29 protein-coding genes are annotated in these 25,995 nt (G+C 67.6%); 21 read left to right on the plus strand and 8 right to left on the minus strand.

What is annotated here, in order from left to right; all coding sequences use genetic code 11:
* Positions 1-25: 25 nt before the first annotated feature.
* From ACWF4Z_RS19810 to ACWF4Z_RS19825, 4 genes are all read left to right on the plus strand, one after another.
* Positions 26-982 carry an asparaginase gene (locus tag ACWF4Z_RS19810; protein ID WP_452244541.1) on the plus strand — a complete coding sequence of 319 codons (957 nt, stop codon included), beginning with the start codon at positions 26-28 and terminating at the stop codon, positions 980-982.
* 71 nt (positions 983-1,053) lie between these two features.
* Positions 1,054-1,572 carry a helix-turn-helix domain-containing protein gene (locus ACWF4Z_RS19815; RefSeq protein ID WP_452244542.1) on the plus strand — a complete coding sequence of 173 codons (519 nt, stop codon included), beginning with the start codon at positions 1,054-1,056 and terminating at the stop codon, positions 1,570-1,572.
* A gap of 33 nt (positions 1,573-1,605) precedes the next feature.
* Positions 1,606-2,127, plus strand: coding sequence for a hypothetical protein (locus ACWF4Z_RS19820; RefSeq protein WP_452244543.1), 522 nt, complete (start codon positions 1,606-1,608; stop codon positions 2,125-2,127).
* Positions 2,128-2,220: 93 nt separating this feature from the next.
* Complete coding sequence (locus tag ACWF4Z_RS19825) at positions 2,221-2,574, plus strand: DUF2516 family protein (RefSeq protein ID WP_452244544.1); 354 nt, start codon at positions 2,221-2,223, stop codon at positions 2,572-2,574.
* Between the two features lie 3 nt (positions 2,575-2,577).
* Here the strand turns inward: ACWF4Z_RS19825 and ACWF4Z_RS19830 are convergent, their stop codons facing one another.
* On the minus strand, positions 2,578-3,369 hold the full coding sequence (locus ACWF4Z_RS19830; RefSeq protein WP_452244545.1) for a L,D-transpeptidase family protein: 792 nt from the start codon (positions 3,367-3,369) through the stop codon (positions 2,578-2,580).
* A 91-nt stretch (positions 3,370-3,460) separates the two neighbouring features.
* On the opposite strand from ACWF4Z_RS19830, the gene ACWF4Z_RS19835 reads away from it, so the two are divergent.
* Positions 3,461-4,309: a haloalkane dehalogenase gene (locus tag ACWF4Z_RS19835; protein ID WP_452244546.1), complete on the plus strand. Its 849-nt coding sequence runs from the start codon at positions 3,461-3,463 to the stop codon at positions 4,307-4,309.
* Positions 4,306-4,824, plus strand: coding sequence for an O-acetyl-ADP-ribose deacetylase (locus ACWF4Z_RS19840; RefSeq protein WP_452244547.1), 519 nt, complete (start codon positions 4,306-4,308; stop codon positions 4,822-4,824). Before ACWF4Z_RS19835 ends, ACWF4Z_RS19840 begins: the two co-directional genes overlap by 4 nt.
* 31 nt (positions 4,825-4,855) lie before the next feature.
* Here ACWF4Z_RS19840 and ACWF4Z_RS19845 read toward each other — a convergent pair whose 3' ends face one another.
* On the minus strand, positions 4,856-5,419 hold the full coding sequence (locus ACWF4Z_RS19845; protein ID WP_452244548.1) for a L,D-transpeptidase: 564 nt from the start codon (positions 5,417-5,419) through the stop codon (positions 4,856-4,858).
* A 185-nt stretch (positions 5,420-5,604) separates the two neighbouring features.
* Positions 5,605-7,467: a translational GTPase TypA gene (gene typA, locus ACWF4Z_RS19850; RefSeq protein ID WP_452244549.1), complete on the minus strand. Its 1,863-nt coding sequence runs from the start codon at positions 7,465-7,467 to the stop codon at positions 5,605-5,607.
* 303 nt (positions 7,468-7,770) lie between these two features.
* Here typA and ACWF4Z_RS19855 point away from each other — a divergent pair, with 303 nt between their 5' ends.
* On the plus strand, positions 7,771-8,406 hold the full coding sequence (locus ACWF4Z_RS19855) for a TetR/AcrR family transcriptional regulator (protein WP_452244550.1): 636 nt from the start codon (positions 7,771-7,773) through the stop codon (positions 8,404-8,406).
* A gap of 336 nt (positions 8,407-8,742) precedes the next feature.
* On the opposite strand, the gene ACWF4Z_RS19860 is transcribed toward ACWF4Z_RS19855, so the two are convergent.
* Complete coding sequence (locus ACWF4Z_RS19860) at positions 8,743-9,492, minus strand: SDR family oxidoreductase (protein WP_452244551.1); 750 nt, start codon at positions 9,490-9,492, stop codon at positions 8,743-8,745.
* Between the two features lie 95 nt (positions 9,493-9,587).
* On the opposite strand from ACWF4Z_RS19860, the gene ACWF4Z_RS19865 reads away from it, so the two are divergent.
* Both ACWF4Z_RS19865 and ACWF4Z_RS19870 read left to right on the plus strand, forming a co-directional pair.
* Positions 9,588-10,526 carry a hypothetical protein gene (locus tag ACWF4Z_RS19865; RefSeq protein WP_452244552.1) on the plus strand — a complete coding sequence of 313 codons (939 nt, stop codon included), beginning with the start codon at positions 9,588-9,590 and terminating at the stop codon, positions 10,524-10,526.
* 59 nt (positions 10,527-10,585) lie between these two features.
* A complete protein-coding gene (locus ACWF4Z_RS19870) occupies positions 10,586-11,743 on the plus strand; it encodes an amidohydrolase family protein (protein WP_452244553.1) in 1,158 nt (385 codons plus the stop codon).
* Here ACWF4Z_RS19870 and ACWF4Z_RS19875 read toward each other — a convergent pair.
* A complete protein-coding gene (locus tag ACWF4Z_RS19875; protein ID WP_452244554.1) occupies positions 11,734-12,477 on the minus strand; it encodes an SDR family oxidoreductase in 744 nt (247 codons plus the stop codon). The two genes, ACWF4Z_RS19870 and ACWF4Z_RS19875, sit on opposite strands and share 10 nt — an antisense overlap.
* 143 nt (positions 12,478-12,620) lie before the next feature.
* Here ACWF4Z_RS19875 and ACWF4Z_RS19880 point away from each other — a divergent pair, with 143 nt between their 5' ends.
* From ACWF4Z_RS19880 to ACWF4Z_RS19900, 5 genes are all read left to right on the plus strand, one after another.
* Positions 12,621-13,499, plus strand: coding sequence for a helix-turn-helix domain-containing protein (locus ACWF4Z_RS19880; RefSeq protein WP_452244555.1), 879 nt, complete (start codon positions 12,621-12,623; stop codon positions 13,497-13,499).
* Between the two features lie 4 nt (positions 13,500-13,503).
* Entirely contained in the window at positions 13,504-14,799 is a 1,296-nt protein-coding gene (gene mshA / locus ACWF4Z_RS19885) for a D-inositol-3-phosphate glycosyltransferase (protein ID WP_452244556.1), read from the plus strand.
* The gene (locus ACWF4Z_RS19890; protein ID WP_452244557.1) at positions 14,796-15,284 is read left to right on the plus strand and encodes a YbjN domain-containing protein; all 489 of its coding nucleotides are present in this window, start codon (positions 14,796-14,798) and stop codon (positions 15,282-15,284) included. Before mshA ends, ACWF4Z_RS19890 begins: the two co-directional genes overlap by 4 nt.
* Positions 15,285-15,294: 10 nt before the next feature.
* Positions 15,295-16,041 carry a phosphoglyceromutase gene (locus tag ACWF4Z_RS19895; RefSeq protein WP_452244558.1) on the plus strand — a complete coding sequence of 249 codons (747 nt, stop codon included), beginning with the start codon at positions 15,295-15,297 and terminating at the stop codon, positions 16,039-16,041.
* 420 nt (positions 16,042-16,461) lie between these two features.
* On the plus strand, positions 16,462-17,295 hold the full coding sequence (locus ACWF4Z_RS19900; protein WP_452244559.1) for a hypothetical protein: 834 nt from the start codon (positions 16,462-16,464) through the stop codon (positions 17,293-17,295).
* 580 nt (positions 17,296-17,875) lie between these two features.
* Here the strand turns inward: ACWF4Z_RS19900 and phoU are convergent.
* Positions 17,876-18,583: a phosphate signaling complex protein PhoU gene (gene phoU / locus ACWF4Z_RS19905; RefSeq protein WP_452244560.1), complete on the minus strand. Its 708-nt coding sequence runs from the start codon at positions 18,581-18,583 to the stop codon at positions 17,876-17,878.
* Between the two features lie 207 nt (positions 18,584-18,790).
* On the opposite strand from phoU, the gene ACWF4Z_RS19910 reads away from it, so the two are divergent.
* From ACWF4Z_RS19910 to ACWF4Z_RS19920, 3 genes are all read left to right on the plus strand, one after another.
* Positions 18,791-20,005, plus strand: coding sequence for a sensor histidine kinase (locus ACWF4Z_RS19910; RefSeq protein WP_452244561.1), 1,215 nt, complete (start codon positions 18,791-18,793; stop codon positions 20,003-20,005).
* Positions 20,002-20,679: a response regulator transcription factor gene (locus ACWF4Z_RS19915; RefSeq protein ID WP_131353111.1), complete on the plus strand. Its 678-nt coding sequence runs from the start codon at positions 20,002-20,004 to the stop codon at positions 20,677-20,679. The genes ACWF4Z_RS19910 and ACWF4Z_RS19915 overlap by 4 nt, the downstream gene beginning before the upstream one ends.
* A gap of 118 nt (positions 20,680-20,797) precedes the next feature.
* Complete coding sequence (locus ACWF4Z_RS19920) at positions 20,798-21,820, plus strand: iron-siderophore ABC transporter substrate-binding protein (RefSeq protein ID WP_452244562.1); 1,023 nt, start codon at positions 20,798-20,800, stop codon at positions 21,818-21,820.
* A gap of 31 nt (positions 21,821-21,851) precedes the next feature.
* Here ACWF4Z_RS19920 and ACWF4Z_RS19925 read toward each other — a convergent pair whose 3' ends face one another.
* Complete coding sequence (locus ACWF4Z_RS19925) at positions 21,852-22,418, minus strand: hypothetical protein (protein WP_452244563.1); 567 nt, start codon at positions 22,416-22,418, stop codon at positions 21,852-21,854.
* Between the two features lie 275 nt (positions 22,419-22,693).
* On the opposite strand from ACWF4Z_RS19925, the gene ACWF4Z_RS19930 reads away from it, so the two are divergent.
* From ACWF4Z_RS19930 to ACWF4Z_RS19945, 4 genes are all read left to right on the plus strand, one after another.
* Positions 22,694-23,179, plus strand: coding sequence for a CarD family transcriptional regulator (locus ACWF4Z_RS19930; RefSeq protein ID WP_012918679.1), 486 nt, complete (start codon positions 22,694-22,696; stop codon positions 23,177-23,179).
* A 13-nt stretch (positions 23,180-23,192) separates the two neighbouring features.
* Positions 23,193-23,891: a 2-C-methyl-D-erythritol 4-phosphate cytidylyltransferase gene (ispD, locus tag ACWF4Z_RS19935; protein ID WP_452244564.1), complete on the plus strand. Its 699-nt coding sequence runs from the start codon at positions 23,193-23,195 to the stop codon at positions 23,889-23,891.
* Positions 23,888-24,358 carry a 2-C-methyl-D-erythritol 2,4-cyclodiphosphate synthase gene (ispF, locus tag ACWF4Z_RS19940; RefSeq protein WP_452244565.1) on the plus strand — a complete coding sequence of 157 codons (471 nt, stop codon included), beginning with the start codon at positions 23,888-23,890 and terminating at the stop codon, positions 24,356-24,358. Before ispD ends, ispF begins: the two co-directional genes overlap by 4 nt.
* A gap of 111 nt (positions 24,359-24,469) precedes the next feature.
* A complete protein-coding gene (locus ACWF4Z_RS19945; protein WP_452244566.1) occupies positions 24,470-25,345 on the plus strand; it encodes a LysR family transcriptional regulator in 876 nt (291 codons plus the stop codon).
* On the opposite strand, the gene ACWF4Z_RS19950 is transcribed toward ACWF4Z_RS19945, so the two are convergent.
* Positions 25,329-25,994, minus strand: a complete 666-nt coding sequence (locus ACWF4Z_RS19950; RefSeq protein ID WP_452244567.1) for a hypothetical protein — start codon at positions 25,992-25,994, stop codon at positions 25,329-25,331. The genes ACWF4Z_RS19945 and ACWF4Z_RS19950 overlap by 17 nt on opposite strands.
* Position 25,995: the final 1 nt, after the last annotated feature.

A 25,995-nucleotide genomic window follows, 5' to 3' on the forward strand; every position in this document is an offset into this window, starting at 1 on the left:
GATTTTGCACCTGTACAGTTCAGGCGTGACTGGACCTGTGATCGTGGCCGACGTGGTTCGGAGTGGGTTTGTCGAGGGGCATCACCGCGGCTCGGTCGTGGTGACCAACCCGGACGGAAGTGTTGCTTGGTCGGTCGGTGTGGTTGACGAGCCGATGTTTCCGCGGTCGTCCAACAAGCCGATGCAGGCCCTCGGGATGCTCCGCAACGGATTGCCTTTGGACGGCAGGCTGCTCGCGCTCGCCGGCGCTTCGCACTCGGGTGAGCAGATCCATCTCGACGGCGTTCGCGAGATCCTCGGGCTGGCCGGTCTGGACGAGTCGGTACTGCGGACGCCCGAGCAATACCCGCTGACCGACGCGGCCCGGGATGCCTGGGTACGCGCGGGATACGGGCCGGAGCGAATCACGATGAACTGCTCCGGCAAGCACGCCGCGATGATCCTGACCTGCACGCTCAACGACTGGCCGCTCGACGACTACCGAGCGCCGGATCACCCACTCCAGAAGGAGATCCGGGCCGCGATCGAGGACTCCGCGGGCGAGAAGGTCTCGTCGATCGCGGTCGACGGCTGCGGTGCCCCGATCTTCGCGATCACGCTGTCCGGGCTGGCTCGTTCGTTCGGTCTCTTCGCCGCCGCTGCTCCCGACACGCTGGAGGGACGTGTCGCGGCCGCCTTCCGCGAGCATCCGGCGTACGCCAGCGGGAGTACGCGCGACGAGTACGAGTTGATGCGTGACACCAGTGGTGTGTTCTGCAAGGCCGGTGCCGAGGGTGTGTACGCCGTTGGCCTGGCCGACGGCCGCGGTATCGCGCTCAAGATCGACGACGGCGCTGCCCGGCCCCGCAAGGTCGTGATGGCCGCCGTCCTCCAGCACCTGGGGATCACCAACCCCACCATCGAGAGCCACCTTCGCTTCGACCTCACCGGCGGCGACGCCGTGGTCGGCGCCGTACAACCCCACCCCTCGCTGTTCGGCTGACGACCCGCCCGTGAGCGGGGTCACGGGGTTGCTGCTTGCAATTGCAAGCAGGTTGCTAGCACACTGGGGACATGGCCAGGTTGAGTGATCGTGCTGCTGGGGCGGTGGGCTCCGTCGGGGAGTATCTCGCCGAGCAGCGGCGGAACGCACAGTTGTCGTTGCGGCAACTGTCGGACCTGGCCGGAGTGTCGAACCCGTATCTGAGCCAGATCGAGCGCGGCCTGCGGAAACCGTCGGCCGACGTGCTGCAGCAGCTCGCGAAGGCGTTGCGGATCTCCGCGGAGACCTTGTACGTACGGGCCGGCATTCTTGATCCGGATGACAGCTCGGAGGGTTCCGCCGGTCGGCGGGGCCCGGGCGTGGTCGACGCCGTCCTGCTCGACCCCGCGCTGAACGAGCGGCAGAAGCGTGTCCTGCTGGACGTCTACGCGTCCTTCGTCCGTGAGAACACGTCCCCTGAGGACGAGTCTGCGAAGGCTCCGGCCACCAAGAAGGCCCCGGCCACCGAGAAGGCTCCGTCCACCACGAAGGTCGCGTCGACGAAGACGGCGGCCGCGAAGACCCCTGCAAGTAAGCGCACCACCCGCTGAAGCACACCTGCTGAAAATCCGAGGAGAAGCCTGATGGCTACCCGTACGCCCGTTACCCCGTTCTACGCGATCGCCGGCGCCGGCGACCTGGCGGTGGAGAAGTTCCGCGCCCTCAGCGAGGACGTCACCGCCCGGTTCGCCAAGCTGGACCAGAAGACGCTGCAGACCGAGCTGACCAAGGCTCAGTCCGAGCTGAACAAGCGGTTCGAGGCGATCGTCGCCGACGCCAAGACCGCCCCCGCGAAGCTGCGTGAGCTGCCGAAGACCGCGCAGGCCGGCTTCACCACCGTCCTCGGCCAGGCCGAGGAGACCTACGAGGACCTCGCCGGTCGCGGCAAGGACCTGGTCGAGCGGATCCGTCACCAGCAGGCCACCGAGGACCTCGAGGCCCAGGCCAAGAGCACGGTGAGCAAGGCGAAGGCGACCCGGACCACGGTCAAGAAGACCGCCGAGACCGCGAGCCGGACCGTCAAGGCCACCACGACGAGCGCCCGCAAGACCGCAAAGGCCGCCACCAAGGCCGTCGAGGACGCCGCCGACAAGATCGGCGACTGACAGTAACGATCGCTGTACCGATCGACCCAGGGTGGTCCACATCTGCAACTGAGCAGATGAGGACCACCCTGTCTGTCGGTTAGGCTCTAAGACATGCCACCACTCGCCATCGTCCCGACCCTCGTCCCTGGGTTCTCGGGTCCGCTCGAGATCATCTGGTGGATTCTGTTCGGGATGAAGGCGGTCGCGTTGCTCGACGCGTTGTTCCGGCCGCGCGCGGTGTTCATCGCCGCGGACAAGCTGACCAAGCCAGGCTGGGTCCTGATCCTGGTCGTGTTCATGCTGAGCCAGATCTTCCAGGGCGGCTGGCTGAGCTTCTTCGGTTTGATCGGGGTCGTCGCGTCGGCGGTCTACCTGGTCGACGCCCGTCCGGCCCTGCGGGCGGCCACCGGCCGCGGCCGAGGCGGCTGGGGCATCCGCCGCCGTCGCGGTCCACGTCCCCTGTAGGACCTACGACCGGTAGACGATGACCTTGTCGCCGACCTTGATCTCGTCGAACAGGACCTTGATCTTGGCCAGGTCGCGGACGTTCACACATCCGTGCGAGGCGCCGTTGTAGCCGCGGGCGGCGAAGTCCGACGAGTAGTGCACGGCCTGGCCGCCGCTGAAGAACATCGCGTACGGCATCTTCGACTGGTACAGCTTGGAGACGTGGTTCCGGCTCTTCCAGCCGACCGTGAAGCTGCCTTCGCGAGTAGCGGTCTTCACTGATCCGAACCGGACGTCCAGCTGCATCTTCACGACGCCGTCGACGACGTACCGCAGCTTGCGGCTGGTCTTGTCGATGCACATCGCGACGCCGGTCGCGCAGCGCGGATCCAGCGCCTTGCCGTTCACCACCGGTGGCGGCGGGAAGAGCTCGGTCTGCGTCGGTTCGTGGGTGACCGCGATCAGCTTGTTCCACGTGTTCTGGTCGAGGTACCCGAGCTCGGGGATCCCCTTCGACTTCTGGAACTTCTTCACCGCGGACCGGGTCATGGTCCCGAAATCGTTGTCCAGGTACTGCTTGTCGAGCAGCTTGAGCTGGACCAGCCGCGCCTCGACCTTCCGTACGTCGGCGCCCGCGGAACCGTTCTTCCACAGCGCCTTCGGGTAGATCGGCAGCGTCCCACTCACCTCGAACGGGACCGTCTTCAGCTCGACCGGAGCGGCTGTGGCCGTCATCCCGGAACCGAGGAGCGCCGCAATCCCAGCACTAGCGATCAACCCCACGACGAGGTTGCGAATGATCAGCCCGCGCATTGGACACCCCTCTGACAGACCTCGTCCTTACACTTCTAGGACGTCCTCACCGGCCTTTTGGTTGGCCCTCAAGCGTACCGGAGGTACTCGCGTGGAGCTGATCCGAGGAGCGGCGCCGCTGGCCTACCGCCGGGCCGGACGCGGCCGGCCGGTCGTCTTCCTGCACGGCAATCCGACCTCGTCGTACCTCTGGCGCGACGTCGCGGGTCCTGTTTCCGCCATCGCCCTTTGCCTCGCGCCCGACCTCGTGGGGATGGGCCGGTCGGAGCCGTCGGACGCCGATGAGACCGAGCGATACCGGTTCGTCGACCATCGCCGGTACCTCGATCGGTTCTTCGACGCCCTCGGTCTGACCAGCGACGTGATCCTTGTCGGCCACGATTGGGGTGGTGCGCTGGCCATCGATTGGGCTCGCCGCCACCCGGGTGCCGTGCGCGGGATCGCGTACCTGGAGACACTGGTCGCGCCGGTGACCTGGGACAGCCCGAACGCACCGGCGCCTGACCTGTTTCGCCGGCTGCGCGGACCCGAGGGTGAGCAGCTGGTGCTGGACGACAACGTGTTCGTCGAGCTGGTCCTCCCGAGCGGCATGCTCCGCACACTGACCGCGGCCGAGCTGACGGAGTACCGGGCGCCATACGTCGAACCCGGCGAGAGCCGCCGTCCGATGCTGACCTGGGCCCGCGAGATCCCGATCGACGGTACGCCGCAGGACGTCCACGACATCGTGGCAGCGAACGCCACCTGGATGGCAAGCTCGCCAGTACCGAAGCTCTTCGTGAACGGCGATCCTGGTGCCTTGCTGAACGGGCCACTACGCGAGCAGTGCCGCCAGTGGCCGAACCAGCGCGAGGTGACGGTCCCTGGCCTGCACTTCCTTCCCGAGGACTCAGCCGCCGCCATCGCATCCGCCCTGCTGGATTGGATTCCCACCTGTTGAAGGAGTTCGTCATCGATATCGAGCTGAGCACCGCGGACATCACTACTGTGCCTGCGGATGCGATTGTGAACGCGGCGCATCATGCGTTGCGGGGTGGGGGTGGGGTGGACGGGGCGATTCATCGGGCGGGTGGGCCGGAGATCCTTGCCGAGCTCATCGAGCGTTATCCGGACGGGACGCCGACGGGTACGGCGGTGTGGACCACGGCCGGGGCGCTTCCGGCCGACTACGTCATCCATGTGGTTGGGCCGAATTACACCGCTGGGCAACGGGATCCGGGCTTGCTCGAGTCCTGTTATCGGAATGCGTTGCAGATCGCGGACGAGTTGGGGGTGACGACTATGACGCTGCCGGCGGTGTCGGCCGGGATCTACGGGTGGCCGGCGCAGTCCGCTGCGGACATCGCCGTACAGACACTTCGTCGTACGACGAGCGCCGTCGCGAAAGCCACCTTCTGTTTGCTGGATCCCCGGCTGTACAAGGCGTTTCAGAACGCGACAGCGGCCGGGGAGTAGCTCCCCGGCCGCTGGTCAGACGTTCGTCAGCTCACTTGGCGCTGTAGACGACAACCTTGTCGCCGACGTGGATCCGGGCGAACACCCAGGCGATCTTCTTCTTGTCGCGAACGTTCACGCAGCCGTGCGAGGCGCCGTTGTACCCGCGGGCCTTGAAGTCCGACGAGTAGTGGACAGCCTGGCCGCCGCTGAAGAACATCGCGTACGGCATCTTCGAGTGGTAGATCGAGGACACGTGGTTCTTCGACTTGCGCTGAACCTTGAAGACACCGTTGCGTGTCGGGGTCTTGCTGGCGCCGAACCGGACATCCATCACCTGGATGGCCTTGCCGTTCACGACGTACACCAGCTTGCGGGTCTTCTTGTTGATGCAGAGGACCCGGCCTCGCGTCAGGCAACGCTTGTCGAGCCGGTACTTGCCCACGACCGCACTCGACGTCGTCGCCGCGGCCGCCATCTGCGGCGCGACCACGACCTGGGGCGCAACCTTCGGTGCGACAACAGCGGCATCAGCCGTCGTGGTCGCCGAAAGCGCGCCGACACCCACGAACGCGGCGGCCGTCAGAGTAGCGCCGAGCTTACGCAGAATACCCATGGTTCCTTTGTCCTTCCCCCAACAGAGTTGCTTGCACTAAGACAGACGTCACCCACTGCCGTCTGGTTGGTAACGATCCGGAAATTCCTGCCCCCGCGACCGGCCGAGGAATGGTGTATCACACGGCTGTGCTTCGCATCACGCGCTGCACAGGACCGTTGCCGGAACGTGTTCTAGGACTGGTTCTAGGCCTTGCTCTTGCGGCCGAGCTTCGCGCGCTCGAGCTGGGTCAGCGCGACCTTGCGGATCCGGATGGCGTCGGGGGTGACCTCGACGCACTCGTCCTCGCGGCAGAACTCCAGCGACTGCTCGAGTGACAACTTGCGGGCCGGCACCAGCTTCTCGAACTCGTCCGCGTTCGACCGGACGTTGGTCATCTTCTTCTCACGGGTGATGTTCACGTCCATGTCGTCGGCGCGCGAGTTCTCGCCGACCACCATGCCCTCGTACACGTCGGTGCCCGGCTCGCAGAACATCGTCCCGCGCTCCTGCAGGTTGACCATCGCGTACGACGTGGTGACGCCGGTGCGGTCCGAGACGAGCGAACCCGACGGACGCGTGCGCAGCTCGCCGAACCAGGGCTCGTAACCCTCGAAGACGTGGTGCGCGATACCGGTACCGCGGGTGTCGGTGAGGAACTCGGTGCGGAACCCGATCAGGCCGCGGGCCGGCACCAGGAACTCCATCCGGACCCAGCCGGTGCCGTGGTTGGTCATCTGCTCCATCCGGCCCTTGCGGACCGCGAGCAGCTGGGTGACCGTGCCGAGGTACTCCTCGGGGCAGTCGATCGTCAGCCGCTCGACCGGCTCGTGCCGCTTGCCGTTGATCTCCTTGGCGACCACCTGCGGCTTGCCGACAGTCAGCTCGTAGCCCTCGCGGCGCATCTGCTCGACCAGGATGGCTAGCGCCAGCTCTCCTCGGCCCTGCACCTCCCAGGTGTCCGGACGCTCGGTCGGCAGCACCTTCAGCGAGACGTTACCGACGAGCTCGCGGTCGAGGCGGTCCTTGACCAGGCGGGCGGTGACCTTCGTGCCCTTGACCCGGCCGGCCAGCGGCGAGCTGTTGGTGCCGATGGTCATCGAGATGGCCGGCTCGTCCACGGTGATGAACGGCAGCGGCTTCGGGTCCTCCGGGTCGGCCAGGGTGTCGCCGATCATGATCTCCGGGATACCGGCGATCGCGACGATGTCACCCGGTCCGGCAGAGTCGCCGGGGACGCGCTCGAGCGCCTCGGTGATCAGCAGTTCGGTGATCTTGACCTTCTGGATGGTGCCGTCGTGCTTGCACCACGCGACCTGGGCGCCCTTCTTCAGGGTGCCCTCGTGGACCCGGACCAGCGCGAGCCGGCCGAGGAACGGCGAGGCGTCCAGGTTGGTCACGTGGGCCTGCAGCGGCGCACCCTCGGTGAACTCCGGGGCGGGCACGTTCTTGAGGATCGTCTCGAACAGCGGCTCGAGGTCCTCCGAATCCGGCATCCCGCCGTCGGCCGGCTGGTTCAGCGAGGCGCGACCGGCGCGGGCCGAGGCGTAGACGACCGGGAAGTCCAGCGCGCCCTGATCGGCGTCGTGGTCGAGCAGGTCCAGGAACAGCTCGTACGTCTCGTCGACGACCTCGGAGATCCGGGCGTCGGGACGGTCGACCTTGTTCACCACCAGGATCACCGGCATCTTCCGCGCGAGTGCCTTGCGCAGCACGAACCGGGTCTGCGGCAGCGGGCCCTCGGAGGCGTCCACCAGCAGCACGATGGCGTCCACCATCGACAGGCCGCGCTCGACCTCACCACCGAAGTCGGCGTGGCCGGGGGTGTCGATGATGTTGAGCGTCATCTGCTCGCCGTTGGCCATCTTGTGCCGGACGGCGGTGTTCTTGGCCAGGATCGTGATGCCCTTTTCGCGCTCCAGGTCACCGGAGTCCATCGCGCGTTCGTCGACGTGCTGGTGCGCGCCGAAAGCGCCGGACTGCCAGAGCATCGCGTCGACCAAGGTGGTCTTCCCGTGGTCGACGTGGGCCACGATCGCGACATTGCGCAGGTCGTTACGGACAGACATGGGGAAGCGCTCCAAGGCAGAGGTGACTGGCAGATGACTGACAGTTGAGGACTGGATGTCAGGTGGTGGCTACGGCGTGTTGTATCGCTCAGGAAAGCCAACCGACGCAGGTCACAGCGCACCCATTCTACCCGTGACGGATCGTGTCCACGAAACGGGCGATGTCTTTGACATTTGTTGACTGGACATCCAGTCTATAGACGGCGCCTGGGGAGGGGTCGCAGTACAGCGGGGGGTCGGCCTGGGAGCGCCGGGCATGGGGGGTTGTCCGGCGCTTCGGGGTCACGACCGGAAGGGAATGCCGTGCCGCGTTCCGCGACTGCGAATCAGGAGCTGCGTGAGCGCTCCCGGGAGCGCATCCTGGCCGCCGCGCTGGAGGTCTTCGCCGCCAAGGGCTACGAGGCCGCGTCCATCTCGGACGTGACGGCGGCCGCCGGTGTCTCCCGCGGCCTGGTGTCGTACTACTTCGCCACGAAGGAGCAGCTCGCCGCCGAGCTGCTGGACCGCTGGCTGGACGGCATCGCCGGCATCCTGACGATCCAGGGGACGCCGGACGAGCGACTGGCGGGCATCATCGACGGCGCTCTGATGGCCGCCGCGACCACGCTCCCGATCCAGCGGCTCGCGATCACGCTGATGATGCAGCCGACCACGCACGACGTGTTCGCCCGCGTCGAGACCGCCAAGTCGGCCCGCCTGTCCCTGGTCGAGGATGCGATCCGCGAGGTCTTCGCCGCGCGCGGCGCCGCCGAGCCCGCCGTCGAGGAAATGTTGCTCAGAGCAACCTTAGAGGGCGTCACCGTCAAACTCGCGATCTATCGCGAGACCTTCCCCCTGGAAGCGATCCGCCGCCGCATCTACGCGACGTACGAACTCCCCACTCCCGCCGCCCCCCTCCCGATCCCCTCACCCCCGGTCGACCGCCTCCGCGCCAGGTGATTCACGGTCACGCCGCTTGCAGTGGCGTGAAGAGGTTGACGAAGTTGCCGTCGGGGTCGCGGAAGAGGAGCGAATGGTTTCCCCACGGCATTGTGGTCGAGTTGCTGCAGTCAGACGGCATCCGGACGGTCGCCAACCGCCTCGTGTCGTACGCCCGCCGGCGCTGACCATTTGCCTGGCAGACCGACCAATTTGGCTGGTGTACCCACGAAGTCAGGGGTTTGTGACCCGGAACGTGGGTGACTAACCCCGGATTTGGTGGGTTGACCAGCCAAATTGGTGGGTCGGCCAGGCAAATTGCGGAGCGCGCTGCGGTTGAGTCGGGGCGGCGTGAGGCTAGTCGAACACCCGGTACACCTTGTGCTGGGCGGCCTGGGCCCGGGGGCGGACGGTGATGCGGTCGACGTTGACGTGGGCCGGGCGGGTGGCGATCCAGGCGACGATGTCGGCGATGTCGTCGGAGGTGAGTGGCTCGGCGACACCGGCGTACACGGCGTCGGCCTTGGCCTGGTCGCCCTCGAAGCGGGTCAGCGCGAAGCCCTCACTGCGAACCATCCCCGGCGCGATCTCGCAGACGCGGACCGGCTGGTCGTACAGCTCGAGCCGGAGGGTGTCGACGAGGGCCGTGGTGCCGTGCTTCGCCGCGACGTACCCGCCGCCGCCCTCGTAGGCGACCTGGCCGGCCGTCGAGCCCATCACGATGATCGTGCCCTTCCCGGCGATAAGGGCCGGGAGCAACGACTTCGTCACGGAAGCGACCCCGATCACGTTCACCTCGAACATCCGCCGCCACGCGTCCAGGTCCGCCTCGGCCACCGGCTCGAACCCGAACGCGCCGCCGGCGTTGTTCACCAGTACGGCGAGCTCGCCGCCGACGGCCTCGGCCAGCGCGGCCACATCCTCGACAGACGTGACGTCGCACCGGACAGCGCGTCCGTCGATCTCCTTGGCCAGCGCCTCGATCCGATCGAGGCGACGCGCGGCGGCGATCACCTCGAACCCTTCGCGGGCCAGGTACCGCGCGGACGCGGCCCCGATCCCACTGCTCGCTCCGGTCACGACGGCAAGAGGACGCTCGGAAGTCATGACTCCCAGTCTCTCAGCCCGCTTGCCAAGAGCCGGAACCAGTCCACACAGTAGAACGTCGGTACTGTGCGGACGCTCGATGATCAGGGGTGGGGATGGCGACCGAGGACCCGAAGAAAACGAAGAAGCAGAAGAAGGTGCAGCCGCTCTTCTCGCCCGAGCTCGCGCCGGATGTCCGCAAACTGCTCGCCGACCACAAGAAGATCCTGGTCCCGGCGAGTGCCCCGGTCCCGCCGAAGTACATCGACCTGCGGGACGCGACCGGCGCCACGATCGGCGGCCTGGTCGTCTTCGCCGCGATGGAGTACGGCGTCTGGCTCTTCCTCCGGTGGATCCTCGTCGGCGTCTTCCCGGACGACGTGGCCGTCGCCTTGAGCGGTGCTGTCGGGGTGATCGGCGTCCTGCTGCTGATCGCGATGCTCATCGGCACACTGGTCGAGTCCAAGGAGCGGACCGCGGCTCGGGTGCATCACGGTCAGTACCTGCTCCCGGCGGACTGGGACAAGGCCGCCACTGCGTTGATGCTGCGCGCACAACAGGCCGTCGGCTCGGTGCAGGAGTCCGCCGTGAACCGGATGGGCCTGCTGGACGCGGTGAAGAACGAGGTGGTCCTGCCCGAGCAACTATGGGACATCGGCCGGGTGCTCCAGCAACAGTCGGTCCTGCGCGCCCGCCAGGTCGAGCTCCGCGGACAGCTGTCAGCCGCCCAGCTCGATGCCGTGCTCGGTCCGCAGCGACAGGCGATCGAGTTGTCCGCGACCGCGATGGAGGCCAAGGTCGCCAAGCTCGAGCGGTACGCCGAACAGGCGCTCGAGGCGGACGCCGTGCTCAAGGCCGAATCCGTCCTCACCACCGCCCTCGAGGATCGCGATCGGTACGTCGAACTCCTCGCCAGCACCGAGATCGCCAACCACAGCGGCCTGATCGACGAGCTCAGCAAGGAGACCGCGGACCTCAAGGCCGTGCTGACCCGCAGTATCAACGCCGCCCTCGAGACCGGCCAGACCCTCGCACTACCGCAGGATCCGGCTTAGCTGGACGGTGTCGCGCTGGACCGTGGCTCGTTGGACCCCGGCTGGGCGAGACTGCGCGCATGAGCAGAATGGCGGTGCGGGCCGACCGGATCTTCGACGGCGAACGGGTTCTCGACGAGACCGTCGTACTCGTCGAGGACGGCCTGATCACCGCGACCACGCGCGAGGTGCCCGAGGGGTGGCCGATCCACGAGGTGCCTGGCGGGACCGTCGTACCGGGACTGATCGACGCGCATGTGCATCTGTCCGCCGACGCCGGTCCAGGTGCGCTCGATCGCCTGGCTGAATCCGGCGATGACACGATCGAGCAGTCGCTGCGGATCCACCTGCAGGCCGGAGTCACGACGGTCCGCGACCTGGGCGACCGGAACGACGCCGTACTCGACTGGCGCCGGCGAGGCCTCACGGGACTGCCGACGGTCGTTGCCGCGGGTACACCACTCACCAGCGTGGGCGGGCATTGCTGGTCGCTGGGTGGTGAGGTCGCGGGTCCCGACGAGATGCGTGCGGCCGTACATCAACGGGCCGACAAGGGCGCCGACGTCATCAAGATCATGGCCAGTGGCGGTGTACTGACGCCGGGCTCGGACACCATGAGTCCGCAGTTCACCGAGGCCGATCTGGCGGTTGCCGTCGCGGCAGCACATGAGGTGGGTCTGCCGATCACCGCGCATGCGCACGCGCTTTCCGCCGTACGGCAAGCCTTGGCCGTGGGCGTCGACGGGATCGAGCACTGCACCTGCCTGACACCGACAGGGGTGGCGATCGACGAGGAGTTGCTCGCCGCACTGGCCGCCAGCGGGATCGCAGTGTGCGGCACGCTCGGCTCCGACCCGTCGATCGTCGTACCGCCCGCGATTCTGGACCTGGTCGCCAAGGCCGGGATCAGCGAGGCTGCCCTGCAGCAGGCCGTACGCCGCTTGTCCGATGGGGGAGTCCGGATCGTCGCCGGGTCCGACGGCGGTATCGGACCCGCGAAGCCGCACGGGCTGCTGCCTGCGACCTTGGCCGAGTACGTCCACTCCGGTCTCTCGGCCACGGCCGCCCTGACCGCCGCGACCTCAGCCGCCGCGGACGCCCTCGGCCTCGGGGACCGGAAGGGCCGTCTGCGGTCGGGAGCGGACGCCGACCTCGTGCTCGTCGATGGCGATCCGACCGCCGACATCACGACGCTCGCCCGCCCGGTGGCCGTCTACCTCGCGGGGCGTCAGGCCTGACGCGTGGGCTGCGCGACGATCTGCGGCAGGTTGAGTTCGCGTCGCCGGCTGACCGTGAACGTGACGACGTCCGCGATGTCGGTGGCGGTGAGCGGCCCGATCTGGTCGTTCATCGACGCGATCAGGTCCTGGCCGGTGGAGTTGAGGTGGGTGGCGAGTTCCGTGTCGGTCAGTCCGGGTTCGAGGTTCGTGACGCGGACGTCGTACGGCGAAAGGTCCGACCGGAGCGCCGCGGACAGTTGGGTGAGGGCGGCCTTGGTGGCGCCATAGACGGCGTACTCGGGGAAGGCCACGTGCGCGGCGATCGACGAGATGTTCACCAGGTCCGCGGTCCGGCCCTCGGCGGCGGACTTGATCAGGTCCGGAGCGAACGCGTGCACGAGTCGCAGGGCACCAGTCAGGTTGGTGTCGATCATCCGGGTCCAGTCGTCGAACGCGGCCTGGTCGACCGGTGCGGCCAGCATCACGCCGGCTGCGTTCACCACCAGGTCGACGACGCCGAGCCGCTCGTGGATCCGGTCGACGCCCGCGTCGACCGAGGCCTGCGAGGTCACGTCGAGGGCGACGCCGAAGGCCTGTGGGCCGAGCTTGCCGGCCAGGTCGTCCAGCCGGTCCTGTCGGCGCGATACCAGGGCGACGTTGGCACCGGCGGCGGCGAACTGCTCGGCAATCGCTGCGCCGATACCGCTCGCGGCACCGGTGACTACTGCGTTACGACCGGTCAGGTTGGTCATCAGGTTCTCCAGGTTCGTGGGGTGATGACACCGATCCTGTCGGCGGCCTCGACGGCTACCCAGACGTCTGTTGAGCCTGGGTTGGCTGAACCTGGTTCTGGCAGGACCAGGTTGCGGACCCGGGCGATCTGGATACTGGGCCTATGGACCGTCGCGAGGAGCTGAGCGAATTCCTGAAGTCACGGAGGGCCCGGGTGCAGCCCGAGGACCTGGGGCTGAAGGTGTTCGGCGGCCGTCGGCGGGTTCCCGGTCTGCGGCGTGAGGAGCTCGCGCAGGCGGCCGGGGTGAGCGCTGACTACTACGTGCGGCTCGAGCAAGGTCGCACCGAGAACGTCTCGCAGGAGATCCTCGACGCGGTCGCGGATGTGCTCAGCCTGACCACGGACGAGCGCATCCACCTGGCCTTGCTGGCGAAACCGGGCCGGCGCCGGGCGCCACGTCGTACGACGCAACGGTTGCGACCCGGCTTGCAACGGTTGCTCGACTCGATGCCCGACGTACCGGCCTTCGTGCTCGGCCGCCGGATGGACGTAATCGGCTGGAACCGGCTGGCCGCCGCCCTGATCGCGGACTTCGACGCGATGGACGCCAAGGAACGCAATATCCCGCGGCTGGTCTTCCTCGACCCGGCGACGCGCGACTTCTACCCGGAGTGGGAAGGGGTCGCGGAGGAGACCGTCGGGTATCTGCGGATGTACGCCGGCCGCTACCCGGACGACCCGGAGCTCGCCGAGCTGATCGGGGAGCTGTCGATCCACAGCGACGACTTCCGGTCGTTCTGGGCCCGGCACGAGGTGAAGGACAAGACCTTCGGGGCGAAGCTGCAGCACCACTCGATCGTTGGTGACATCGCCGTCCAGTACGAGACCCTGCAGCCGCCCGGTGACCCGGATCAGCTGCTGGTCACCTACACCGTCGAGCCGGGCTCGACGTCCGAGCAGAACCTCCGGTTGCTGGCCAGCTGGACGGCCACTGATAGGGAGATCTCCCGATTCCCGGCGGAGGCTCCGGAGTTACCCTGACGAGGTGACCGAACCGCCGTCCGCCGACCGTCCGCCGCGGCGGGTCGCAATGATCAGCCTGCACACGTCGCCGCTGGACCAACCGGGCACCGGGGACGCCGGCGGGATGAACGTGTACGTGGTGGAGCTGTCCAAGCAGCTCGCGGGCCTGGGGATCGAGGTCGACGTGTTCACCCGGGCTACCGCGTCGGCGCAGCCCCCGCGGGTCGAGCTGATGCCCGGCGTGATGGTCCGCAACGTCGCGGCCGGTCCGTACGAAGGACTCACCAAGAACGAGCTGCCCGCCCAGCTGTGCACGTTCGCCCGCGCTGTCCTGCGCGCCGAGGCGATCCACGAGCCCGGCTGGTACGACGTGATCCACTCGCACTACTGGTTGTCCGGCCAGGTCGGATTGCTCGCCCGTGACCGTTGGGCAGTCCCGCTGGTCCACACCATGCACACGATGGCGAAAGTGAAGAACGCCAGCCTTGCCGAGGACGACGTACCCGAACCGCCTGCGCGGCTGCTCGGGGAGGAGCAGGTCGTCGAGGCCGCGGATCGCTTGCTGGCCAACACCGATGAAGAGTCGCGCGAGCTGATCTCGCTGTACGGCGCATCGCCGGCCAAGGTCGAGGTGGTCAACCCTGGCGTGGATCTGGACATGTTCACGCCGGGTTCTCAGGGTGCGGCCCGGAAGGCTGTCGGAGTCGCTCCCGATGCCGTCGTACTGGCGTTTGTCGGTCGGATCCAGACGTTGAAGGCGCCGGACCTGCTGATCCGGGCGGCCGCGCGGATGCTTGAGCGGGATCCGGCGCTGCGGTCACGGCTGGTGGTGGCGATCATCGGTGGGCCGTCGGGCAACGGGATGGAGCATCCGGAGGCGCATGCGGAGTTGGCGCGGGCGTTGGGCGTGGACGACGTGACCCGGTTCGTGAAGCCGATGGAGCGGCCGGGGTTGGCGGAGTGGTACCGGGCCGCGTCCGTCGTGTGTGTTCCGTCGTACTCGGAATCCTTTGGTTTGGTGGCTTTGGAGGCACAGGCCTGTGGGACGCCGGTGGTCGCGGCGGCGGTCGGCGGTCTGAGTACGGCGGTGGTCGACGGGCAGACCGGGTTACTGGTGCGGGGGCACAGCGTCGACGACTTCGCCGACGCGCTGAGCCGGATCGCGACGGATCCGGGTACGCGCGAGAACATGAGCCGGGCGGCACTCAAGCACGCACAAGGCTTCGGCTGGGAGTTGACCGCCCGCAAGACGCTGGCGGCGTACCGGACCGCAGCGGACACGATGGCGGCCGAGATCGCCGCGGAGGTGAACGGGTGAGAGTCGCGGCGGCGGACGTGATCCGCGAGGTGCTGACCGAGAACGACATCGAGTTCACCGAGCCGACGCCGGGCGCGTTCATCGCGGACCTGCCGGGGGAGCGGAAGCTCAAGACCACGGTCACGTTGACCGTCGGGGCGCAGGCTGTGCAGGTGCACGCGTTCGTGGCCCGGCATCCGGACGAGAATCACGCGGCGGTCTACCGGTGGTTGCTCGAGCGGAACCTGAAGATGTACGGCGTCGCCTTCGCCGTCGACCACATGGGTGACATCCACCTGGACGGGCACGTCCCGCTGCACGCGATCACGCCGACCGAGGTCGATCGGTTGCTGGGTGCGGTGCTCGAATACTCGGATTCGTCGTTCAACATGATCCTTGAACTGGGGTTCGCGTCGTCGATCCGCAAGGAGTACGACTGGCGGGTGTCGCGGGGCGAATCCACCCGGAACCTGGACGCCTTCAAGGGCTGGCTGGAGCCTCGATAGACTCCGAGGCATGACCTATCGCCTGATCCTGCTCCGCCACGGCCACAGCGACTGGAACGCCAAGAACCTCTTCACCGGGTGGGTCGACGTCGACCTGAACGCCCAGGGTGTCGAGGAGGCGCAGCGGGGTGGTGAGCTGATCCGTGACCGCGACCTGCTCCCCGACGTACTGCACACCTCGGTGCTGAGCCGCGCGATCCGCACCGCGAACATCGCGCTCGAGGTCGCCGGTCGCCAGTGGATCGACGTACGACGCTCCTGGCGGCTGAACGAGCGTCACTACGGCGGCCTGCAGGGCAAGGACAAGAAGCAGACCCTGGAGGAGCTCGGCGAGGAGCAGTTCATGCTGTTCCGCCGTTCCTACGACACCCCGCCGCCGGCGATCGAGCGCGGCTCCGAATACGACCAGGCCGGCGACCCCCGCTACGCTGGGCTCCCGTCCGAGCTACTCCCCACCACCGAGTGCCTCAAGGACGTCGTCGAGCGCATGCTCCCCTACTGGTACGACGCGATCGTGCCCGACCTCCGCGCCGGCAAAACCGTCCTGGTAGCCGCCCACGGCAACTCCCTGCGAGCCCTCGTCAAACACCTCGACAACCTCGACGAGAAAACCGTAGTAGGCCTGAACATCCCCACCGGCATCCCCCTCTACTACGAACTCGACGACGACTTCACCCCCCTCACCCCCGGCGGCGAATACCTGGACCCAGCCGCCGCCCAAGCCTCCATAGAAGCCGTAAAAAACCAGGGCCGCTAACCCCAAACGACCCGCCTCCGGCGCGGCTGACTGTCTGCCGGCTCCGTCCGGGGGCGCCAACTGCGATGACGCGCTCCTGCACTTGGCGCCGGGTACTGGGTCACGCGCGGGTACGGCGAGGAGTTCACGCCTCCGGCGCGGCTGCCTGTTGCCGGCTCCGCCGGGGCGCCACCTTCGATCACGCGCTCTCGCAGTTGGCGCCAACTACTGGATCACGCGAGGGTGCGGCGCCGAGGTCCCGCGGCTTCTGGGGGAGAACGTCGCACGACCTTCGGCTCGGAGCCGTGATTACGCAATGTAGGCGGATCCTGGTACCTATTGGTTCACCTCTGGGCCTGGCGCCCTGAGACGTGCTCACCGGACAGCGGTTGGTGAGGGTTTTAGCGGGTCGGTGGAAGGAAGTACGTGGGACGCGGGATCGTGCAGTTCGCTGAGTACCGGGCGTTCGAGGTTCAGCGTCAAGACGCCAGCAACGCGATGATGGGACTGTTGGCCGGCGCCCAGTTGGCATCGCATTTGCTGCAGCTGACCGAGGGGTCAGATACCTTGCTTCCCGAGGTATTTCCCCGCGTCCCGCACATCCGCCGCTTCAACCTCCGGACCGAAGCTGCACGGTCGATCTTGCAGTCCGCCGACACGCATCTCGGCGCGATGAGCGTTCCGTACGCTCTTGCGCTACACGAAGACTTTCTCAAGACCTGTGTCGGACTGCTTATTCGCGATGGGAAGGCACCCTCGAATGCCTGCAACGCGGTGCTCGCGCAGTTGCACGATGCGATCGAAACCGCCACCGGTAAGACATTCGACGCGGACAGCATCATCCAGATCGACACGGTTCGGCTGATGCGCAACGCAACCATTCACAGCGGCGGCCGGGCGCATCAGGCGCTGATCGACAAGGTGGCGCTGTGGACCCCGACGGCAGAGGCCGCCTGGGTGAAGGTGGCGAAGAAATCCCTCGCCGGGATCGCAACGGGCGATCGGGTGGAGTTCGGCCACCCGGAACTCATCCTCACTTTGGCAGTGACGAAATCCCTCGGACGCCAGGCGAACGTCATCCTCCGCGACTCCCTCAGCCGCAGCCTGTGGGCGGAGCTCGTCATCGAAGACGTGCTTGCCGAGGAACCCGGCATCCTGAATCGGCACCAGTTCGAGCGCAAAGCGGCAGGAAAGGCTCGACGGCACTATGCCGGGCTCAAGTTGACCGAGCGCGAGCTCGGCGCCGCGATTCGCGTCGTGCTGGCCGGCACATGATAAGAGGCGGGCCACCGGGGTGGCCCGCCTCTGAAGAAAAAGTGGGGCTCTGCCGTTGAGCTACGTCCCTCCAAGGAGGGCGCCGGGATTCGAACCCGGATCGTCCACTTCAGCCGGAGCATCCGGTGATGAACCGCTGGGACTGATTCCCCATGCTCCGATACCGCGAATTTGTTACGTCTCCAATGTACCACCGGCGCGTTGAAGGACGCCTCGCGTGGCTACCACACTCCCCTCGCGCGCGACCACCCGCGCATGGGGTTGGTGCCAGGGGCTCGGATCAGCCGGGCGCGGATCTCCAGGCCATCACAATCCGTCGGCCGGTCGGGAACCAGGCGTGCTGCTCGCGCTCGGTGGTGATTGTGATGGGCCGGAGATCCGCGCCTCGGGCGGACGCCGGCCACTCAGCAACTGCGGATCGCGTCCCGCCGGGCGGGTGGTTGAGCGGTCAGCAGGCGCTCGCCGACGTGGTTGGTGAGTGGTGCGAGTCCGCCAATGACCGGAGTCCCCTGCTGAGCGGCGGGTGCAACGGAACAAGGCGCCCTCGGCAACTGTTTGCCGGGGGCGCCTTGGGGGGAAGCTAGTTGCCGTTGGGGTTGGGGGTTGAGGCGCCTGCGCCGGAGCCGGCGGCGGTGCCGCCGATGGCTACGGGGAGTTCGCCGGTGACGAGGTAGACGACTCGGCGGGCCATGGAGACGGCGTGGTCGGAGATGCGCTCGTAGTAGCGGCCGAGGAGGGCGATGTCGACAGCGACCTCGACGCCGTGCGGCCAGGCGTCGTCCATCATCAGGCGGAACTGGCTGGTGCGCAGCGAGTCCATCTGGTCGTCGGTGGCTTCCAGCCTGGCGGCGGCCTCGACGTCGCGGGAGCGGATCACGTCACCGGCGGCGTTGACCATCTTGCCGGCGACGGTGCCCATCTCCTGGATGACGTCGTGCAGCTCGGCGGGAATGGCGGGGGCCGGGTAGCGCATCCGGGCGATCTTGGAGACGTGGGCGGCGAGGTCGCCCATCCGCTCGAGGTCGGCGACCATGCGCAGGGCCGCGACGAGCATCCGCAGTTCGTTGGCGACCGGCGACTGCCGCGCCATCAGCTCGAACACCTTCTCCTCGACACCCTCACCGGCGGCGTCGAGCTGGATGTCGGCGGCAATGACCTCTTCGGCGAGGCGGATGTCCGCCTCCAGCAGCGCCGAGGTGGACCGCCGTACGGCGGTGGACACCGTCCGCGTCATCCGCTCCAGTTCGGCGAGGATGTCGTCGAGCTGCTCGTGATAACTGTCACGCATTGTGTTCGATTCCGATCTGTGGTGTCCGGTGCTGCGGTGGCTCGAGTGGCAAGTATCAGACCAGTACCCGTCCACCGGTGACCGTATGCCGCTGAGGTTGCCGGACGGCGACGAGTGGTGAACGCGCGATGAACAGTTCGGTCGCGTCCCGGTCATCCCGTGCTCATTCGGTCTTTCCCTGCTGGTTGCCCGCGTAGCATCGTTGCCGTGGACCCCACGCTGGCTGCGGTGCTGGGCGGCGTCATCGGCGCGGCCCTGGCTCTGCTTTCACTTGGCGCGATGATGCTTTCCGAGCGGGCGCAGCGCAAGATTCCGGAGCCCTCCGACCCGTTCGTCCCGGCCGGCGTCGCCACGGTCCTGTCGGTTCTGCGCTCCTCCGCGGTGGTGATGGGTCCGGAGGATCAGGTGCTCCAGGCCAGTGCGCCGGCGCACGTGCTCGGCATCGTCCGTGGTGAGCGGTTGGTGGTCGACGACATCCTCACCATGGTCCGCGCGGTCCGCCGCGACGGCGAGATTCGCCAGCAGGACTTGGAGATTGTCCGCGGCCGGCTCGGTGCGACGCAGTACGTGAGTGCCCGGGTGGCGCCGCTCGGCAGCCAGCTGGTCCTGGTCCTGGTCGAGGACCGGACCCGCGAACGGCGGCTCGAAGCGATCCGCCGTGACTTCACCGTCAACGTCAGCCACGAGCTCAAGACGCCTGTCGGTGCACTGATCCTGCTCGCCGACGCGGTCTCCGAAGCCTCCGACGATCCCGAGGCCGTACAGCGGTTCTCGGACCGGATGCGGATCGAGGCGTCGCGGTTGAGCCGGCTGGTCAAAGAGATCATCGAGTTGTCCCGGCTCCAAGGCGACGACCCCCTGGAGAACCCGGGGCCGGTCGACATCAACGGGGTCATCGACGCCGCCGTTGATCGCTGCCGGGTCGACGCCGAGGATCGCGACATCAAGATCGTGGTCAAGACCCAGCCAGGCCTGGAGGTGATGGGCAGCGAGGACCAGCTGTCCATCGCGATCGGCAACCTGGTCGAGAACGCGGTCAACTACAGCCCCGACGGCACCCGGGTCGCGGTCGCCGCGCACCCGATCGGGGACCTGGTCGAGGTCACCGTCAGCGACCAGGGCGTGGGTATCCCGAGCAGCGACCTGGAACGCATCTTCGAGCGGTTCTACCGGGTCGACCGGGCCCGCAGCCGTGAAACCGGTGGCACCGGCCTCGGCCTCTCGATCGTCAAGCACATCGCCTCGATTCATGGTGGCGACGTGCGGGTCTGGAGTGTCGAAGGTCAGGGTTCCACCTTCACCGTGAGACTCCCGCTGCGGCTCGAACCCGCTCCGGGTCAGACCGACTCCGCCAGCCAGGAGGAGTCGGCCATCTACCTGACGCCTACCCCGTCAGACAGAACCAAGGAGGCAGCTTCGTGACCCGAGTGCTGGTCGTCGAAGACGAAGAGAGCTACAGCGACGCGTTGTCGTACGTGCTGCGCAAGGAAGGGTTCGAGGTCGCCGTGGCGGAGACCGGGCCCGATGCGCTGGACGAGTACGACCGGGCCGGTGCGGACATCGTCCTGCTCGACCTGATGCTGCCGGGTCTTTCCGGCACGGAGGTCTGCCGGGCGCTGCGCAGCCGGGGCAATGTGCCGGTGATCATCGTCAGCGCCAAGGACACCGAGGTCGACAAGGTCGTCGGTCTCGAACTGGGCGCGGACGACTACGTCACCAAGCCCTACAGTCCGCGGGAGCTGCTGGCCCGCATCCGGGCGGTTCTGCGCCGCGGTCAGGATGTCGAGCTGCTGCCCGACACCCTCGAGGCCGGTCCGGTCCGGATGGACGTGGAGCGGCACGTGGTGACCGTGTCCGGGACCGAGATCCGGCTCCCGCTCAAGGAGTTCGAGCTGCTCGAAATGCTGCTGCGCAACACCGGCCGCGTGCTCACCCGTGGGCAGCTGATCGACCGGATCTGGGGCGCCGACTACGTGGGCGACACCAAGACGCTGGACGTTCACGTCAAGCGCCTGCGGTCCAAGCTGGAGAAGGATCCGTCGAATCCGCAGCACCTCGTCACCGTGCGCGGCCTCGGCTACAAATTCGAATCCTGAGGTCTCGCCGGGTCTCGCCCACCCGGTCCGAGTCCTGAGTCACATCCCCGCGGGCTACGCGAGCCGCCGGGGTTAGCTTAGGCTTTCCTTAGTTGAGGCAGTCAGACTAAGGAGAGTCATGATGTTCTGGTCCCGTACCCGAATGATCGGCGCGGCGGCGAGCGCCGTACTGATCGCGACCACGCTGGCCGCGTGTGGCAACGATGCCGATCAGCAGGCCGACGGCGCCGCGAGTACGGCGACAGCCGGGTTCCCGGTGACGTTGAAGAACACGTTCGGTACGACGACCATCCCGAAGAAGCCGGAGCGGATCGTCACACTCGGCTGGAACGCGCAGGACGTCGTCTACGCGCTCGGTGAGACCCCGGTCGGTATGCCGAAGGTGACGTACGGCCCGACCGCGGCCGGCACCACCGCGTGGGACGCGGACAAGTTCGATCCGGCGAAGACCACGCTGCTGGACACCGGCGACAAGTACCCGTTCGAGAAGATCGCGGCGCTGAAGCCCGACGTCATCCTGGCTCCGTACGAGGGGTTCGACGAGGCGACGTACAAGACCCTGAGCGGGATCGCGCCGACCGTCGCGTACCCGGGGGCGCCGTGGCAGACCACCTGGCAGGACCAGACCCTGCTCGTCGGTGAGGCGCTCGGCAAGAAGGCCGACGCGGAGAAGTTGATCGCCGGGATCGGCGACAAGATCAAGCAGGTCGCGGCCGACCACCCCGAGTTCAAGGGGAAGACGATCACGGTCGGCTCGTTCGGTGCCGACAACTACGTCTACATGCCCGGCGACCCGCGCGTGCAGATCCTGAACGAGATGGGCTTCAAGAACGCGCCGGGCGTCGAGGCGCTGGAGAAGACGAACACCAAGCAGGAATTCTCGCTGGCGATCAGCAAGGAGAAGGTCGCCGATGTCGACGCCGACGTACTGGTCGCGTACGTCGATGGCATCGGGACCCAGAAGTTCCTGGCCGACCCGGTCTATTCGTCGCTCGGCGCGGTCAAGAACGGCGGCGCCTTCGCACTGCAGGACCAGCAGGTCATCTCCGGCATGAGCGCTGTCAGCGTGCTGAGCGTCCCGTGGGTGCTGGACAAGATCATCCCGGGGCTGGCGAAGGCCGCCCAGGCGAACAAGGGATAATTGCCCGCCGAACAATAATTGCCTGGAGCAATTACTGGGCCGCGTTGGAGCTGGGGGTCGGCGAGTAGTGGTCGTCGGTCAGCACCGGTACGTAGGCGTTGATCGGCGCGGCCGTGCCGAACGTGATCGTCACGTTGACCATCTGGCCGGGCTTGGCGCCGGTGACCGTGATCGGGTCGCCCTCGTCCTCGCCGTTCCCGTCGGTGGTCCCCGGCGGCAACAGCGTCGACGAACCGGCGGGCAGGTCCAGCGGCTTCTTCAGCGCGCTGAAGGTGACCTCTCCCGGCGCCCAGTTGCCGTCGATGCCATCGGCCGTGCCGGCCGGGGCCTGGGACAGCTTGACCAGGGTGTCGCTGCCGGGGCCGTCGTTGACGATGACCGTGTGCAACTCGCCCTTGCCGGTGGCATCGGCCAGGACCAGCATGTTCCGGACGTGGAGGGAGCCCGAGTTCGCGTTGGTTCCCTCGGCGGCCTGGTACTCCTGCGAGGTCGGGGCGCTGAAGCCCGCGCTGCACGCCGACAGCGCGAGACTGAGAGCGGCGGCGGCACCCGCCAGCGCGGTACGCCGGACGGACCGCGAGGACAACGTGATCGGCACTGGAATCCCTCTCGTGCAAGCTTTTCAAGGCCGTCAGGCAGCCGCCTCCGGCGCGACAAAGCGTAGCCGCCGTCCGGTCCGGACCGGACGGCGGGCTACCGCCCGGCAGGTAGACTGAAAGTAGATAAGTGGTGTCGCGGGCAACCGTTCACGCGCGCACAAGGCACGGCACACAGCGTTTGTCAAGGCGCGAAGTGGCCTCTGACCAGCGCAAACGTCCCGACCGGACCACCTTCCGCGTGGTAGGATGGATCTTGGAAAGGGGCACGTGACATATGACTTTCACAGTCGGCGAGACGGTTGTTTACCCCAATCACGGAGCGGCCGTCATCGAGGACATCGAGACCCGTCAGATCAAAGGTGAGGACAAGACCTACCTGGTCTTGAGGATCGTCGCTCAGAACGACCTGGTCGTCCGGGTCCCCGCGTGCAACCTCGATCTGGTCGGCGTGCGTGACGTCGTGGATCAGGCTGGCCTGGAGCGCGTCTTCGACGTGCTGCGTGCACCGCACACGGAGGAGCCGACCAACTGGTCGCGACGGTACAAGGCGAACCTGGAGAAGCTGCACTCCGGCGACGTGATGAAGGTGGCAGAGGTCGTCCGCGACCTGTGGCGCCGTGAGCGTGATCGTGGTCTGTCCGCCGGTGAGAAGCGGATGCTGGCGAAGGCTCGCCAGATCCTGGTCTCCGAGCTGGCCCTGGCCGAGCACACCAACGAGGACAAGGCGGAAGCCATCCTCGACGAGGTTCTCGCTTCCTGAGTGTCGCACCTGCATGAGTAGCGCGGTCGTGATTCCCGCGGCCGGGCTCGGGTTGCGGCTGGGTGGAGAGATCCCGAAGGCATTTCGAGAGGTCGGTGGCGATTCGCTGCTGGTCCACGCGGTGCGTGGGCTGAAGGCAGCGACCGCCGCCGACCTCGTCTGCATTGTGGTCGCCGTCCCTCCGGGCACGGAGGAGACGATCGGCAAAGAGCTCGAGCCGTACGCCGGTGACGCGCAACTACTCGTGGTCCCCGGCGGTGCCGAGCGACCCGACTCGGTCAAGGCTGCGCTGGATGTGGTCCCGGTCGACGGGATCGACTGCATCCTCGTGCACGACGCGGCGCGTGCCTTCGTGCCGGTCGACGTGATCGAGCGCGTGGTCGCGGCAGTGCGTGGTGGGGCCCAGGCCGTCGTACCGGTCGTGCCGGTGACGGACACCATCAAGCGGGTCGCGCCGACGGGCGAGGTGGTCGAGACCCCGGACCGGTCGACGTTGGTCGCCGTGCAGACACCACAGGGGTTCGATCCACAGACGCTGCGGCGGGCGCATGCCGCGGGGATACTCGGTGCCACTGACGACGCGATGCTGTGCGAGCGGCTCGGGGTGACCGTGATGACGGTCGCGGGTTCGCAGGACGCGTTCAAGGTGACGCAGCCGCGGGATCTGCTGCTGGCCGAGGCCCTCCTGGCTGAGAGGCTGGCAGAGACATGAGGATTCCCCGGGTCGGTAACGGCATCGACGTCCATCCACTGGAGGAAGGCCGTCCGATGTGGCTGGCCGGCCTGCACTGGCCGGACGAGGCCGCCGGCCTGGCGGGTCACTCCGATGGCGACGCGGCCGCCCACGCGATCTGTACGGCGCTGCTGAGCGCCGCCCGACTGGGTGACCTGGGATCCAACTTCGGGACGGCCGAGCCGGAGTGGGCCGGCGCCGCCGGGGTCGTGCTGGTGACGGAAGCCGCCCGGCGGGTGCGGGCCGCCGGCTTCGAGATCGGCAACGTGTCGGTGCAGATCGTGTGCAACCGGCCGCGGATCGGCGTTCGCCGGGAGGAAGCCGAGAAGGTGCTCAGCGCCGCCTGCGATGCCGAGGTATCGGTGAGCGCGGCAACGACCGACGGCCTGGGTTTCACCGGCCGGGCCGAAGGAATCACCGCAATCGCCACAGCGCTTGTCTACTGACGGTATCCGGCGGCCCGCCGATTGGTTGCTCTCAGCAACACCGTCCCACGGGAACGCACGACGATCCATGACGTCCACCCACCTGCGGGGCCGATTCCATATCCTGAGGTTATGGATCTCCGTTTGCTGCGCGCGTTCGTCACGCTGGCCAGAGTGCGGAACTTCGGTGCCGCGGCCGCAGAGCTGTCGACCAGCCAACCGGCGCTGACCAAGCAGATCCAGGTGCTGGAGCGCCGGGTCGGCTCGGTCCTGTTCAGTCGGGGCCGGCAGGGTGCCCGACTGACCCCGGCCGGCGAGTTGCTGCTCCCGGACGCTCTGGAGTTGCTCGACCGTTCCGAGGCCTTCGAGCGGCGTGCGGCCCAGGTCGCTGCCGGGGACGAAGGCTCGCTGTCGATCGGGTTCGGGCAGTCCGGGATCGACCTCGCGCCACGGGCGGTCGCGTTGTTCCGGAGTCGCTGGCCCGGCGTCGCCATCTCGCTCGAGGACCTCTCGTCGGCGGTCCAGTACGAGCGGTTGCTGTCCGGCCGACTGCAGGTCGGGTTCGTCCGGCTGCCTGTCCCGGCCGGTCTCGAACACCTTCGGTTACGGCGAGATCGGCTCACCCTCGCCGTCCCGACCACCCAGAGCGTCCCGCGCGACCTGGTCAGCTGGCTCGACTCCCGACCGCTGGTCCGGATCGCTCCGGCCAGTGGTCCCGGCCTGACGGCCCAGATCAACGGCCTGTACGCCGAACTCGGTTGCCACCCGCAAGTACTCCAGGAGTCCGGTGACCTGCCGACCGTCCTCGCGCTGACCGCGGCCGGCGCCGGGCCTTCCGTCGTACCTCAGTCGGCCGAACGGTTCGCGCCACCCGAGGTCCGGCTGATCCCGCTGCCAGGTCGCGCGGCCACCTGGTGGACAGGCGCCGCGTGGTCGACCAGGACTCCACTCACCGAACGCTTCGTCAAAGCCGCCGCGGAGGTCGCACGAGCTAAGGACCCGAGCTGAAGCCTGGTTTCACCACGTGCCGGACGTTGCCGTGCAGGCGTCGGTTGTGGACCAGCGCGGCCACGACGATGCCCGCGGCACCAATCAGGCACAGGATCCCGCCGACGGTGTCGGCAGTCACGTTCTCCTCGCCGACGAACTCCGCCTGCAGGATGCCGTGCCGGTCGACGATGACCGGCACGTTGCCACCGGGGAAGTTGTGCGCGCCGTGCTTGGTGAAGTCGTAGCTCTTGCCGCCCGGGCAGTCCGCGGTGAACTCGTACACCTCATGGCCGCGGTAGTCGCGGACGTGGCAGTCGATTGTCGTACCGACGATGCTGAGCGCGAGCGGCGTCGGCGTCATCAGGAACGGCAGCGCCGCAAGCCCACCGGCCAACGCACCGAAGTAGCCGAAGTTTCCGCCGCCCAGCGTCGCGACACCCATCGTCAGGAAACCCGCGCCCAGGACCATGATGAGCGCGGCCAGTACGACGTTGTGCGGCGGGAAGAAGTACACCGCGCCGGCCACTACGAACAGCGCCGAGGCGAGGGTGATGTGTCCCCAGGTCGGGCCTTTCGGCGAGCCCGGACGCCGCAGGTGGCGACCCGCGATGATCACGATGACGATGATCAGCGCCGTACCACCGAAGAACTCGACGCCGGCGCTCATG

This window comes from Kribbella sp. NPDC055071 (genome assembly GCF_053608045.1).

Coding starts and splice junctions, on each gene's coding strand:
- ACWF4Z_RS19870 (WP_452244553.1), top strand. CDS start 10,586: ATGAGCAGAATGGCGGTGCGGGCCGACCGGATCTTCGACGGCGAACGG.
- ACWF4Z_RS19895 (WP_452244558.1), top strand. CDS start 15,295: ATGACCTATCGCCTGATCCTGCTCCGCCACGGCCACAGCGACTGGAAC.
- ACWF4Z_RS19860 (WP_452244551.1), bottom strand. CDS start 9,492: ATGACTTCCGAGCGTCCTCTTGCCGTCGTGACCGGAGCGAGCAGTGGG.
- ACWF4Z_RS19865 (WP_452244552.1), top strand. CDS start 9,588: ATGGCGACCGAGGACCCGAAGAAAACGAAGAAGCAGAAGAAGGTGCAG.
- ispF (WP_452244565.1), top strand. CDS start 23,888: ATGAGGATTCCCCGGGTCGGTAACGGCATCGACGTCCATCCACTGGAG.
- ACWF4Z_RS19920 (WP_452244562.1), top strand. CDS start 20,798: ATGATGTTCTGGTCCCGTACCCGAATGATCGGCGCGGCGGCGAGCGCC.
- ACWF4Z_RS19825 (WP_452244544.1), top strand. CDS start 2,221: ATGCCACCACTCGCCATCGTCCCGACCCTCGTCCCTGGGTTCTCGGGT.
- typA (WP_452244549.1), bottom strand. CDS start 7,467: ATGTCTGTCCGTAACGACCTGCGCAATGTCGCGATCGTGGCCCACGTC.
- ACWF4Z_RS19875 (WP_452244554.1), bottom strand. CDS start 12,477: ATGACCAACCTGACCGGTCGTAACGCAGTAGTCACCGGTGCCGCGAGC.
- ispD (WP_452244564.1), top strand. CDS start 23,193: ATGAGTAGCGCGGTCGTGATTCCCGCGGCCGGGCTCGGGTTGCGGCTG.
- ACWF4Z_RS19820 (WP_452244543.1), top strand. CDS start 1,606: ATGGCTACCCGTACGCCCGTTACCCCGTTCTACGCGATCGCCGGCGCC.
- ACWF4Z_RS19945 (WP_452244566.1), top strand. CDS start 24,470: ATGGATCTCCGTTTGCTGCGCGCGTTCGTCACGCTGGCCAGAGTGCGG.
- ACWF4Z_RS19930 (WP_012918679.1), top strand. CDS start 22,694: ATGACTTTCACAGTCGGCGAGACGGTTGTTTACCCCAATCACGGAGCG.
- ACWF4Z_RS19950 (WP_452244567.1), bottom strand. CDS start 25,994: ATGAGCGCCGGCGTCGAGTTCTTCGGTGGTACGGCGCTGATCATCGTC.
- ACWF4Z_RS19815 (WP_452244542.1), top strand. CDS start 1,054: ATGGCCAGGTTGAGTGATCGTGCTGCTGGGGCGGTGGGCTCCGTCGGG.
- phoU (WP_452244560.1), bottom strand. CDS start 18,583: ATGCGTGACAGTTATCACGAGCAGCTCGACGACATCCTCGCCGAACTG.
- ACWF4Z_RS19830 (WP_452244545.1), bottom strand. CDS start 3,369: ATGCGCGGGCTGATCATTCGCAACCTCGTCGTGGGGTTGATCGCTAGT.
- ACWF4Z_RS19880 (WP_452244555.1), top strand. CDS start 12,621: ATGGACCGTCGCGAGGAGCTGAGCGAATTCCTGAAGTCACGGAGGGCC.
- ACWF4Z_RS19845 (WP_452244548.1), bottom strand. CDS start 5,419: ATGGGTATTCTGCGTAAGCTCGGCGCTACTCTGACGGCCGCCGCGTTC.